Consider the following 13,078-nt stretch of genomic DNA (forward strand, 5'->3'; position numbering starts at 1 on the left):
ACCAGGATGCTGCAGCGCACCATGATTTTAGCCATGCGCTCTGCACAGGACGTGCCAAGGGCATTGCTGTGATGCGGAATCGTCACCGCCTGCGACGATGACGCCGCCTAGAATTCCTTTTCCTTTTCTCGGAGTACCGCATGAGCGCCCCAGTGCAACCCACCTCGCCCCACGTCATGAACACTTACGGTCGGCTGCCGATCGCGCTGTCGCACGGCCAGGGCTGCCGAGTCTGGGACACCAACGGCAAGGCTTATCTGGACGGACTGGGCGGCATCGCGGTCAACACGCTCGGCCATAACCATCCAGAGCTGGTGCCGGCCTTGCAGGACCAGATTTCGAAGCTGATTCACAGCTCCAATTACTACCACGTGCCCGGCCAGGAGCAACTGGCCGCCAAGCTCTGCGAACTGTCGGGGCTGACCAACGTGTTTTTCTGCAGCACCGGTCTGGAAGCCAATGAGGCGGCCCTCAAGCTGGCGCGCAAGTTCGGTCACGACAAGGGCATCGAGCGACCTGAAATCGTCGTCTATGAGCACGCCTTTCATGGCCGCAGCATCGCCACGCTGTCGGCCACCGGCAACCCGAAAATTCAGGCCGGTTTTGGCCCGCTGGTTGAAGGCTTTATCCGTGTGCCGTTGAACGACATCGAGGCGTTGAAGAACGCCACCCAAGGCAATCCGAACGTCGTCGCCGTGTTCTTCGAGGCCATTCAGGGCGAAGGCGGCATCCACCCGATGGCGCTGGAATACATGAAGCAAGTGCGCGCCCTGTGCGACCAGAAAGACTGGCTGATGATGATCGACGAGGTGCAGTGCGGCATGGGTCGCACCGGCAAGTGGTTCGCGCACCAGTGGGCCGGCATCTTGCCCGACGTGATGCCTTTGGCCAAGGGCCTGGGCTCCGGTGTGCCGATCGGCGCGGTGGTGGCCGGCCCGAGGGCCGCGCATATCTTCGGCCCGGGCAACCACGGCACCACGTTCGGCGGCAACCCGCTGGCGATGCGTGCCGGCGTCGAAACCATCCGCATCATGGAAGAGCACAAGCTGCTCGACAACGCGGCCAAAGTGGGCGCCCATTTGAAGGCGGCGCTGGAGAGCGAGTTCGAAGGCTTGGCGGGCGTGAAGGACGTGCGCGGACAGGGGCTGATGATCGGCATCGAACTCGATCGTCCCTGCGGCATCATCCTGAATCGCGCTTGCGAAGCTGGCCTGCTCCTGAGCGTGACGGCCGACAGTGTGATCCGCCTGGTGCCTCCGCTCATCCTGAGCACGGCCGAGGCCGACGAAATCGTCGCCCTGCTCGCACCGCTGGTGAAAGCCTTTCTGGCGGAGCCGATCAAATGACCGCAGCCACCAGCCAGCCGGTTCGCCACTACCTGCAGTTCTCCGACTTCACCGCGGACGAATACGCCTATGTGTTCGAGCGCGCGGCGATCATCAAGCAGAAGTTCAAAGCCTACGAAAAGCACCAGCCGCTGACCGACCGCACGATGGCGATGATTTTCGAGAAGGCTTCGACGCGAACGCGCGTCAGCTTCGAAACGGGCATGTACCAGCTCGGCGGCAGCGTGGTGCATCTGACCACCGGCGACAGCCAACTCGGCCGCGCGGAGCCGATCGAGGACAGCGCGAGAGTCATCAGCCGCATGGTCGACATCGTGATGATCCGGACTTTCGGGCAAGACAAGATCGAGCTCTTTGCCGAGCACTCGCGCGTGCCGGTCATCAACGGCCTGACCAACGAATTCCATCCGTGCCAGATCCTGGCCGACATCTTCACTTTCATCGAGCACCGTGGCTCGATCAGGGGCAAGACAGTGGCGTGGGTCGGTGACGGCAACAACATGGCAAACACCTGGCTGCAGGCCAGCGAGATCCTCGGCTTCAAGGTTCATGTGAGCACGCCGAGCGGCTACGAAGTCGACCAGTCGGTCGCCGGCATACGCTCGACCGACAGCTACAAAGTCTTCAAGGATCCGATGGAAGCCTGCCGCGGCGCAGACCTGGTCACCACCGACGTCTGGACCAGCATGGGCTTCGAGGCGGAGAACGAAGCACGCCGTGCCGCGTTCGCCGATTGGTGCGTCGACACGGAAATGATGGGCGCGGCGCAACCCGACGCGCTCTTCATGCACTGCCTGCCGGCACACCGTGGCGAGGAAGTCGAAGCCGATGTCATCGACGGGCCCCAGTCGGTGGTGTGGGACGAGGCGGAAAATCGCCTGCACGCGCAAAAAGCGCTGATGGAGTTCTTGCTGCTCGGGAAGCTTTAAACGGCTTCACTTTGCAAGCCGTCCTGCAAGACCGTGATTCACGGCTGATCGGGTTTATGTGCTGTTGGAAATAACCGACACCACGACCCCTTGCGCGGCGCTAACTTCGCTGCATGACTTTCTCTTCCACCGCGCTGCGCCTCTGGGACATCTCGCCGCCGGTTTACGTAGGGGCACCAGTGTTCCCCGGCGACACGCCGTACCAGCAGCGCTGGGCCGCCAGCATTGGGCCGGGTTGCCCGGTCAACGTGAGCGAGATCACGCTGTCACCGCACGTCGGCGCGCATGCCGATGCCCCACTGCACTACGACGCTGACGGCGCGAGCATCGGCGACCTCGATCTCACACCTTTTCTCGGGACTTGCCGCGTCATTCACGTGATCGCGCGCGGTCCGCTGATCGAGTGGTCGCACATCGCGCATGCGCTCGCCGACCTGCCGCAGCGCGTTCTGGTACGCACCTACGAACATGCACCGGTCGATCGTTGGGACGGCGACCTCGCCGCCTACGCGCCGGCCACCATCGAACGGCTTGCCGCGCTCGGCGTGCTGCTCGTCGGCATCGACACGGCGAGCATCGACCCGGCTGACAGCAAGACGCTCGACAGCCATCAGGTCATCCGCCGACTGAATCTTCGCGTATTAGAAAACCTGGTGCTCGACGACGTTCCCGAAGGCGACTACGAATTGATCGCGCTGCCACTCAAGCTCGTCAGCGCCGATGCCTCCCCCGTTCGTGCCGTCCTTCGCCAATTGCCCCAATGAGCTCCACCACCATGACACTCGACGACTGCCGCGCACTCGACCGCGAAGACCCGCTGCGCAACCTGCGCGACCAGTTCACGCTGCCCGAGGGCGTGATCTACCTCGATGGCAACTCGCTCGGTGTGCTGCCGAAATCGGCGCCCGCGCGCATTGCAGAAGTCGTCACGAAGGAATGGGGCGAAGGCCTCATCCGCTCGTGGAACACCGCAAGCTGGTTCGACTTGCCGCAGCGGCTGGGGGACAAGGTCGCGCGGCTCATCGGCGCAGCACCGGGCGAAGTGGTCTGCACCGACAGCACGTCGATCAACCTGTACAAAGTGCTGTTCGCGGCGCTGAGTCAGGTCGCGCAGAGCGGATCGAACCGCAAGGTCGTGGTGAGCGAGCGCAGCAACTTTCCGACCGACCTCTACATCGCCGAGTCGCTCTGCCGCGAGCGCGGATTCACGCTCAAGCTCATCGAAGCCGCCGACCTTGCCGCATCGCTGACCGACGAGGTGGCCGTGCTGATGCTCACGCACGTCAACTACCGCACCGGCGCCATGCACGACATGAAGGCCGTCACCGCGGCCGCGCATGCTGCCGGTGCGCTCACCGTCTGGGACCTGGCACACAGCGCTGGCGCCGTACCCGTCGCGCTCAATGAATGCGATGCCGACTTCGCAGTCGGCTGCAGCTACAAGTACCTGAACGGCGGCCCCGGCGCGCCGGCTTTCGTCTGGGTCCACACGCGGCACGCGGGCCAGTTCGAGCAACCACTGTCCGGTTGGTGGGGCCATGCCGCGCCGTTCGAATTCACCCCGCACTACAGGCCCGCACCGGGTGTGAGCCGATACCTTTGCGGCACCCAACCCATCGTCTCGCTCGCCGGCCTCGAATGCGGTCTCGACACCGTCCTCGCGGCCGAAGCCTTCAACGACGGTTTCGGCAGCATGGCTGCATTGCGCACCAAATCGCTCGCGCTCACCGATGCGTTCATCGCGCTGGTCGAAGCACGCTGCCCCGATCGCTTCGCGCTCGTCACGCCGCGCGACCACGCGCAACGCGGCTCGCAGGTGTCCCTCGCGATGGCAGATGCCGCCGAGGCCGACGCCAACGCGGCCTACGCCGTCGTGCAGGCCTTGATCGCACGCGGCGTGATCGGCGACTTTCGCGCAGGCGATGCGCAAATGCCGCACCTCCTGCGCTTCGGCTTTACGCCGCTTTACCTCGGCTTCGAAGATGTCTGGCACAGCGTGGAACACATCGTGCAGGTGCTCGAAACCGAAGAATGGAAACGCCCCGAGTTCAACCGGAAGAACGCGGTGACCTGAAACACCAGGAGCACCGGAAGCACGCCATGAGCACCGAAAAAATCGTCAGTCAAGAGAACGCGCAACTCGACTTCAGCACGTCGATGAGCTACGGCGACTACCTGCATCTCGACGAGATCCTGAACGCGCAGCACCCGCTCTCGCCGACGCACGACGAGATGCTCTTCATCGTCCAGCACCAGACCAGCGAGCTTTGGATGAAGCTCATGCTGCACGAGCTGCGCGCCGCGATCGCCTGCGTCGCTTCAGGGGAGTTGCCGGACGCTTTCAAGATGCTCGCGCGAGTCACGCGCATCATGGAACAGCTGGTGAGTGCATGGACCGTGCTGTCGACGATGACGCCGCCCGAGTACAGCGCGATGCGCCCGTACCTTGCCAACTCCAGCGGCTTTCAGAGCGCGCAGTACCGCTGCATCGAGTTCGCGCTCGGCAACAAAAATCCCGCCATGCTCAAGCCCCATGCGCATCGGCCCGATCTGCTGGCCCAGGTGGAAGCGGCATGGCGCTCGCCGTCCTTGTACGACGAGTCGTTGCGACTCCTGGCACGTCAAGGTCTCGCCGTGCCAGCCGACCATCTCGATCGCGACTGGACGCTGCCGTATGAATCCAGCGATGCAGTCGAAGCGGCATGGCTCGTGGTGTACCGCGATCCGCGCGCGCACTGGGACCTGTACCAGCTAGGCGAGAAGCTGACCGACATCGAAGACGCTTTTCGTCTCTGGCGCTTTCGGCATGTGACCACGGTCGAGCGCGTCATCGGCTTTAAGCGTGGCACTGGTGGCACGGGGGGGGTGAGTTATCTGCGCAAGATGCTCGACGTGGTGCTGTTCCCGGAGATCTGGAAGCTGCGTACCGAGCTTTGAGCGTTGGTCAATCCAACGCTGCCAAAGTGCCCTCAACCCAAGAGAACCCTATTCGCTCTTGCTCGAGGCGCAAGCCTTGACGAATACGGTTGTCGCGCAGATCGTCGTAGAGCGCTTTCTCCTCCGGCCTCAATCGCGGCAAGTCACGTAGCGTTTGCGCGCGCTCGTCGCCCCACTGCGATTCGAAGGCCATCAGGGTCGCGCGGTCCATCAAAAACGACTCGACATGCTTGAGTCGAGCGCGCAATTGATCGAGGATGGCAAAGCCATGGGTGTCGATATCGCCCCAGTAATAGACCGGAATTCCTGTTAGCCACTCCGCCTGGGCCAACATCTCGAAGCCATAGCCAGCACCAAAAATCACCATGCTGCGCTCGGTGAGTGGAAACGACAGAAAGTTGATCTCGTTCTCCGTCACGAACACCCGCGACAGGCCGAGGTCGAGCCGACTGAAGCTGCCCGCATCCAGTGTGATGTCTTGCGCCGGCGCCGGATCACCCATGGCACGCGTCGAGTCGAATAATCGAAACCTGACGCGAAGTGGCTTGTCGCGAAAGCCATAGCGCAAAGCGAATGCGTTCAAGCCGGAAGCCGTCATATTCACGGCTTCAGGCGGCAGCACGAGATCCAGACACTCGGCAAGCACGGCCCGATGCGCCTCGATGAATTTGGTGTGAACACCGGCAATGTCGAGCTGACGCAGATACACGTCTGGCCGCGGATTTGCTCGCAGCCAGGCCACGATAGCCAACAGCCGTGACCACTCGGTCGACAGCTCCAGCGCCCGCAGCGGTCGCCTTGCGAGCCAGGCCAGCAACTGCGGTTGGTGTTCGCGTGTGGCATCGACCAACGCGATGAAGCGCAGGCTTTCTTGCAGTTTGCCGATGAGCTTCAGCGCGTCTTCCAACGTGTCGATCCATGCCTCTTCCGGTACCGCGTTCGCACCCAGCACCCGGTGTCTGAAGTCTCGCATCACGATCCTGTAGTCCGACGCGCGAACTTCCCGACTCCAGTTACGCACTTCATCGAACTTATCTGTCATTTCCGCAGATGTCGGGGTTTTGAGCATCAGTCGTCTCGGGAAGAGCGGTGTTCCTGTGACGATGCTGGCGAGCAGATCACCACGCTCCCACAGCTTGAGCAACTGCAAATTCAAATCGGCTGGCTGCGTCCAACTCATCCTGCCGCCTTCGCTTTCTCGACCTGATATTCCTCGATGGAGAGGTTTCGCAGCCGCGACGCGCGACCCTCTTCGTTGTGTACGAAGCCCACGCTGGAAACAAAGGGTTCGATGATGTGGATCTTCTGCAGTGGCGTCACGATCAACAACTGCAAGTTGAGTTGTGCAAACAGTCTCAAGCCATATTGGGCGGACTCGTCGGAACCGCGACCGAAGGCCTCGTCGATCACTACAAATCGAAAAGTTTTGGATCGCACCGCGCCCCACTCCAAACCGAACTGATAGGCCAGGCTCGCAGCCAGGATCGTGTAGGCCAACTTTTCTTTCTGACCGCCTGACTTGCCACCCGAATCGGAATAGTGCTCGTGCTCGGCGTCGCTTTCGCGCCAACGCTCGCTCGCGGCGAACACAAACCAGCTGCGCACGTCCGTTACCTTGCCGGTCCAGCGGCGGTCTTGCTCCGACAACCCCTCGCGCCCCCGAAAGCGTTCGATGATCCGTCTAACCTGCAAAAACTTGGCCTCCGAATACTGGGCATCGTCGGACCCCGTCACCGTGCCGTCCGTGCAGGCGCGCAGTTCAGTCTGGAAATCCCGAACGTCTGCATCGGGTGTGGCTTGCGCTTCGAGCACGATATAACGCCCAGCGTTGTAGTCGATCTGCGTCAGCGACTCGTTGATGCGGGCGATGCGCTCCTTGATGGTCTTGCGCTCACGCTCCAACTGCGCGTTAAAGGTGGCGACCTCACGAATCGTGTTCTCGTTGAGCAATTCCTTGAAGCGCGCCTCGAAGCGGGGCAGTCCGTCCGCTTGCAGGCTCCGCAGCATCTCCTGGTACTCGAATGCCGCCTCGACGCTGGCGTCCACCTCGGCGGTTTCGAGTTTGTAGGCTTCCTTGTATGCCGCCATGGCCTGAATGACTTTGTCGCGCAGTCGTTTGGCTTTGAGGCCTTCGGCATCGATCTCGCTCTGCAACCCGTCGCGCAGGTTGCGCTCGGAGTTTTCGCAAGACTCGATCGTCAATTGATGCTCACCCGGTGTTTCCGCGCGCAACGAATCCAATTTCTTGAAGCAGGCCGCATGCACTGAGAAATCCGGCTCCTCCAGCGTAGTCCGGGTTTGCACGCGCTGGCCAAAGGCGGTGTCTCTCTTCTCCTCGGTCTTCGATCGCTTGTCGCGCTGCTTCTGTAGCTCGACTTCCTTGTTCTGCATCTGAACCACGAGTGCGTCCAGTTGGCCAGTCAACGTTTTCAGCACATCCGAAGCCGCCTCGATCTCTTCTTTCTGGTCCTGCAACCGGGATACTTCAGTCGCGACGGATTGCCAATCGAGCTCGACAAATTCAGCATACACGTCGAGCTTCGACAAGGCGTTGGATCGCTCTCTCAAGCTATTCTGTTCGATCTGAATGGCGGCAATGCGACCGCCAAGATCCGCCAGTTCACTCTCCATCTGCCGGGCCTTGGTCTCCAGTGCGGCAATCTTGGCGGCATTGGTCCACCCGAGCACATAACGACTGCGGTCGTCCAGGCGATGACGGTCATCCTTCTCGTGACGCTCGCCTTTGGCCTTGATCTGCCCGGCACGGGTGATCGCATGTGTCTCGCGGCGAAATTGCTCCTGTGTGGCGCAGCACGCCACATCAAAGCGGTGCGCAATTTCGCGTTCAATCCAATCGTAGAACGGAGAGTCCGGCTTGATCGACACCTTGCGCGCCAATGAATCCCGATGAAGCCCATGCAGGTCACCACGCGGGCCACTGCGCACGCGAAAGTAAACGATGCGGCCCCGAAGATGAGTCTTGTCGACCCATTCGGTCACGTCCGCGTAATTCTTGTCCGACACCAGCAGCGACAGGCCAAAGCTCCTCAACAGGCGCTCGGCCGCGCCCTCCCAATCAAGCTCGTCGTCCCGCACTTGCAAGAGTTCGCCGGCGAAGGGCATCGCATCGGCAGCGAGTCCGAGCGCCTGACACAACGCACCGCGCATAGCGATCTGGTCCGCCGGGATATTGCTGCGCCTAGCCCGCAGGCTTCGGATCTCGCCTGTCAGCGCGGCGTGCTCCGCCTTGCCCTGTCGCATAGTCACGCCGTTTTCGGTAGCGTCGTGCTGCAGTTCGCTTTCGCGATCCTGCGCCGCTTGCTTCATGCCCTCCAGGTTCTGACGCTGCACCAGAAAGTCGGCAGCGGAACTCATCTGAAGCAAACCGACAGATCGCGCAAGCTGGTTGTAATTGGTCGCCTTGATGCGTCGTTTCTCCAAGTCGATCTGCCAAACGTGGATCGCTCTTTCGAGCTGACCGAGACGGTCTCCGCCGTTCATGGAAATGCTTTGTCGAAGTGTCAGTTCCTGTTCGTAGTGCGCATCGCGAGCAATTTCGCTGAGCTCCACTTGATCGTTGTACCGTTCCCATTCCTCGTTCAACAGATTGATGCGCGTGTCGAGCAAATCAAGCTTCAGGCCGGCGAAGTACGGTCTGAGTGCCTCGCGACAACGCCGCAGTTCATCGGCGCGCACGACCAGCAACGCATGGCGGTCGCAATCGGCGACCAGCGGCGTCAGCAGCTCGACTTGGCGCTTCGCCTTGAGCACCGCTTCGTGCGCGCGGTTCAAGTCATCGAAGTGGCCGATCAATGCCACGATGCGTGGCACCACATCGAACGGCTCCAGCATGTGACTGCGCACAAAGTCGGTCAGATTGCCGACCGACTTCATCGACACGGTCTGGTGAAACAGTTCGAGCGCCTGCTCGTTTTCGATTCCGAAGCGGCGGCGAAACCAGGCGCCATACGGCGGAAAGCCATCAAACAACTCAGCGCCGGCAGTACGAAGCTTTTTTCGCAACGCGGGGATGTCTGTTCCGAAGTTGGCAAAGTCGGCAGCTATGGAGAGGTCGCGTTCCGCCCCCACGAAGAAGCGCGCAGGCTGGCCCTGCGCATCCTTCATCCAGAACACCTGCGCGATGGTGACGGTCTGGTCATAGCCAGCGTTGTGGAACACGCCAAGAATGACGCTGTAGCCGTTGTGGTCGCGCAGCGCTACCGGCTTGGCCGCGCCACTCACCTCGTTGCGCTCGGATTTGTAGTGACCGAGCACATAGGAACGCAGCGTGCGCTCTTTGTTGTCGGCACCCGCCGCCTTGTTGTAGGCAATGCGATGCGCGGGCACCAACAGCGTCGTCACCGCATCCACCAGGGTCGATTTTCCCGAGCCGATGTCGCCAGTTAGCAGAGCATTTCGACCGCCGGGGTGAAGCACCCATACGCGTGCGTCGAAGGTGCCCCAGTTGAAAACTTCAAGCCTCTGCAAGCGAAAACCGGAGAGTGCGTCATCGGTCGCGAAGTCCAGGTTGCCTGTCAAATGTTCAGTCATCGGCAACGCCATCGATGCCGACATGCAACTGCACGCGGTAAGACTCGAGCTTCGCGTCGAACTCGGACAGCCATTGCGCATCGACAAAGGCCTTGAGAATGCGCCGAACCTCGAACGATGGCGCTTGCCCGCTTGGTGCACCGGCGGCTGGCTTCAGCTTTCGCAAGAAGCCGAGGTCGACGATCTTTCCAAGATGCGTCTCGATCTGATCTACCACCCTCGACTCGTTGCTGTTGTCGGGCAAAAATACCCTGGTCATTTCAACGATCTGGTCACGCGAAAGAATCAGTCGGGTTTCACCGCCACCGGCGTCGAACTCGGCCAGTTTTTTGCGCAACAGCGCCAGCAGCAAACTGACCATCAAGCCCAATGGCCGCCTTGTGATCAACCGCGGCAATGGTGCCGCGGACGCGTCATCCGCATCGTCGGCAAGCGGCGTGCGCGACCGCAAGAAGGCATAGCCCTCCGCTTCGTCCAGCACCAATTCCAGCCCCAGCACAGCGACATAGTCGCGAACCCGAAACTGCAAGCCGTAGAGCGCACTCCACAAATTTGCGGCAGCTTCGCGGTAGATGACCCCCTTCAGGAGCGGAACGACCAGCGCCGACAGATCAGGCTCGGGAGCACTGGCGGTTGGTACTGACTTTGCCTTGACATCCTCATCCTCATCCTCATCCATCGCTTTATGCCTTCACGCTATCGAACGAAAATCACGCGTGGCAGACGTGCCCGCCGCGGATGCGAAAGCGCGTCGCGCCCCATGCTGTTCCAGACGATCAGATCCTCGTTTGTTTCGTCGACGACGGCGCCGAAGGTTTCATCCGCCAACTGCAAATAGGCCACGAGTTCCGCGAGTCCGTGGTGCAGTGGATGCATCTGCGTCACCTCTTTCAATGTCACTTGAGTGCGCTCTTGCAAAGCCTTTCGCACATGCCGTTCCAGCTGTGCCTTGTCGACCACCACTTGCGAGAAAAGCGCTGCGGCATCGCCGTCGGACTTACCCGTGTCCAGTGCAACGTCGGCGATCCTGGGCTTGAGCGCCGGTGCATAGAGTGGCCGCTCCATCGGCAGTTCGATATTGACCGAGGTGCTTGCAATGCGCATCACTTCGCCGGGGAGAGGCGCTTCGCGAAGCGTTAGCGCCTTGGACTCGATGCCGCGCAGGATGTCCATGATCCTGCGATTTTCCAGCCAGGCCTGATCGTCGAGAAAGCGGCGCAATTGCTGCGAGAGTTGCGCGACAGTGCGTTGCGTGTGTTCGCCCGCCTCGATCCAGTCGTAGTGCACACGACGCGTACGCACGTCGGGTTTGAGTTCTGCGACGGCGGGCAACGTCAACACGCGCTCCAGCAAAACCGAAAGCTCGTCTTGCCTGAGACTCGACAGCAAGAAGTCCCAGAACGCCGTAAAGCTGCGGCCTTGATCCGAATCGGCAATCGCGTCACGTTCACCCATGATCTGTTCTAGCAACTCTCCTTTGCCGCCTTCCCATAACGTGATGCGCTCGCGCACACGTCGATCGAGACCGCGAAAGTTCTGTTCCACTTCCCGGAAGTCGGTCATCAACTCACGCGCCAAACTCGTGAATTGCTGGAATCGTTCTTTCAGCGCTGTGTCGTCGAGAACGGGAATGTCGCCTCCCATGACTCTGGCGATATCGCTGTCGATTTCGTCGCGGCGCCGGTGCAGTTCGGCAATGCGTACCACCGGGTCGGTTTCGCTGCCCTGGCTCATTTGCTTGAGCAACTCGAACAGCGTCAGCAAGCGCGACTCGGTTCCGACAAAGTTCCGCTCCGCAAGCGTGCCGAGCCAGGCGATCGCCTTCTCGGTGGCGGGCATCAGATCGAACTGTGGCTCGTCTGTGCCCGCGGCGTAGAACTTGCGCATCCACCCTTTGTCGTTGGCGGTCCAGTCGTTCAGATACTCGAGCGCAGATTTGGGAAAGGCGTCTGCACCGATCCTCTCGCGCAGACCGAACAGTTCGTCTTCGAGCGTTTCGGCCAGGTCAGCCTGAGCCATCACGCGCACGTTGGGAGCAATGAATACGCGGTGCAAAAAGGCGGCGATCAAGACGGCATAGTCCGAGCGCAAGAGGCGCCACGCCGGATGGTGTTGCCGCAGCACGTCGAGCGTGGCGTAGTCCATGCTCACTCGGCAACGTCCCCGTGGCCATGGTATTGCTCAAGTTCCTGCTCGATTTGCTCAATGGTCGGCAGACTCGACTGCAGTTCCTCCGGCAGCGATGCAACCAGCTGGTACTCCGCGACGCCGATCGGTTTGTTGGAGTCGCGCAACGCGTACTCAGCCACCACGCGGTTCCGGGTCTTACACAGCAGCAGGCCAATCGTTGGTGCATCGAGCGCCGATTTGAGCTGCTCATCGACGGCCGTCAGATAAAAGTTCAATTGGCCCGCGTGCTCGGGCTTGAACGCACCGGCTTTGAGTTCAACCACCACATAGCAGTGCAGCTTCAGGTGATAGAACAATAGATCGATGAAAAAATCGTCACCGCCGACCTCCAGCGGAACCTGACGGCCGACATAGGCAAAGCCCGCACCTAGCTCCAACAAGAAACGCGAGACGTGCTGGACCAACGCCGCTTCGATTTCTCGCTCTCCAGCCTCCTGTCCGATGCCGAGAAAATCGAAAACGTAGGGGTCTTTGAGTGCCTGCTGCGCTAGGTCTGACCCGTTTGGCGGCAGCTGCGCCGCAAAATTGGTAACCGCTTTGCCCTCTCGTTCAAGCAAGCGTGTTTCGATGTGGATATTGAGGACACTGCGTGACCAGCCTTGATTCACCGCTCGCTGGGCATAGGCCAGACGCTGCTCGGGGCCTTTCAGCTTGCTCAGCAGAACCAAGTTATGCCCCCAAGGCAATTGTCCAACAGCCTGTTGGACAATTGCATCCTCAGGCCACGCCTCGGCAAACGCGCGCATGTACATAAGGTTGGCGCGAGACAGACCCCTCATGTCCGGAAACGCGACGCGCAGGTCGTGTGCCAGCCGCTCGATCACTTTCGCGCCCCACCCTTGCTCCGCCTGCCGAACCAGAATGTCGCGGCCAATCTGCCAATAGAGTAAGACGAGTCCACGCGTCACAGTCACTGCAGCACGCCGCTGAGCGCCATCGATACGTGCCTTCAGCTCGACCAGCCACTCGGCGTAGCCTTTTGGGACGCTGCTCACAGAAGGAAGACTCGAACGGGTCACAGAAAAAATCTCCATGGTCGGGTGCTCAACCCTTTTCCAGACGGCCGCCTCAACGGCGATAAAGCGAACAAGCACTGGAATATGCACTGGTTCTTCCGAAGCCCCG

The 13,078-nt window shown here is 60.9% G+C and carries 10 protein-coding genes; 5 read left to right on the plus strand and 5 right to left on the minus strand.

From position 1 onward, the window contains the following. Positions 1–140 precede the first annotated feature (140 nt). From H7F36_RS21490 to kynA, 5 genes are all read left to right on the plus strand, one after another. A complete protein-coding gene (locus H7F36_RS21490; protein ID WP_187052672.1) occupies positions 141–1,346 on the plus strand; it encodes an aspartate aminotransferase family protein in 1,206 nt (401 codons plus the stop codon). After that, the gene (gene argF / locus H7F36_RS21495; RefSeq protein WP_187052673.1) at positions 1,343–2,275 is read left to right on the plus strand and encodes an ornithine carbamoyltransferase; all 933 of its coding nucleotides are present in this window, start codon (positions 1,343–1,345) and stop codon (positions 2,273–2,275) included. Before H7F36_RS21490 ends, argF begins: the two co-directional genes overlap by 4 nt. Positions 2,276–2,388: 113 nt before the next feature. Next, positions 2,389–3,039: an arylformamidase gene (gene kynB, locus H7F36_RS21500; RefSeq protein WP_187052674.1), complete on the plus strand. Its 651-nt coding sequence runs from the start codon at positions 2,389–2,391 to the stop codon at positions 3,037–3,039. Beyond that, positions 3,036–4,349 carry a kynureninase gene (gene kynU, locus H7F36_RS21505; RefSeq protein WP_261802430.1) on the plus strand — a complete coding sequence of 438 codons (1,314 nt, stop codon included), beginning with the start codon at positions 3,036–3,038 and terminating at the stop codon, positions 4,347–4,349. Before kynB ends, kynU begins: the two co-directional genes overlap by 4 nt. Before the next feature lie 26 nt (positions 4,350–4,375). Next, positions 4,376–5,212, plus strand: a complete 837-nt coding sequence (kynA, locus tag H7F36_RS21510; RefSeq protein WP_187052675.1) for a tryptophan 2,3-dioxygenase — start codon at positions 4,376–4,378, stop codon at positions 5,210–5,212. A 7-nt stretch (positions 5,213–5,219) separates the two neighbouring features. Here the strand turns inward: kynA and H7F36_RS21515 are convergent, their stop codons facing one another. From H7F36_RS21515 to H7F36_RS21535, 5 genes are read right to left on the minus strand one after another with little or no spacing between them, the layout of a single operon-like run. Continuing rightward, positions 5,220–6,392 carry a Wadjet anti-phage system protein JetD domain-containing protein gene (locus tag H7F36_RS21515; RefSeq protein ID WP_187052676.1) on the minus strand — a complete coding sequence of 391 codons (1,173 nt, stop codon included), beginning with the start codon at positions 6,390–6,392 and terminating at the stop codon, positions 5,220–5,222. Then, a complete protein-coding gene (locus H7F36_RS21520) occupies positions 6,389–9,763 on the minus strand; it encodes an ATP-binding protein (protein ID WP_187052677.1) in 3,375 nt (1,124 codons plus the stop codon). The genes H7F36_RS21515 and H7F36_RS21520 overlap by 4 nt, the downstream gene beginning before the upstream one ends. After that, on the minus strand, positions 9,756–10,442 hold the full coding sequence (locus H7F36_RS21525; RefSeq protein ID WP_187052678.1) for a DUF4194 domain-containing protein: 687 nt from the start codon (positions 10,440–10,442) through the stop codon (positions 9,756–9,758). The genes H7F36_RS21520 and H7F36_RS21525 overlap by 8 nt, the downstream gene beginning before the upstream one ends. Positions 10,443–10,459: 17 nt before the next feature. Next, entirely contained in the window at positions 10,460–11,908 is a 1,449-nt protein-coding gene (locus tag H7F36_RS21530; protein ID WP_222620411.1) for a DUF3375 domain-containing protein, read from the minus strand. Between the two features lie 2 nt (positions 11,909–11,910). Next, a complete protein-coding gene (locus tag H7F36_RS21535) occupies positions 11,911–12,987 on the minus strand; it encodes a YhcG family protein (RefSeq protein WP_187055146.1) in 1,077 nt (358 codons plus the stop codon). Positions 12,988–13,078 lie beyond the last annotated feature (91 nt).

Source organism: Variovorax sp. PAMC28562, from assembly GCF_014303735.1.
Classification (GTDB): domain Bacteria; phylum Pseudomonadota; class Gammaproteobacteria; order Burkholderiales; family Burkholderiaceae_C; genus Variovorax.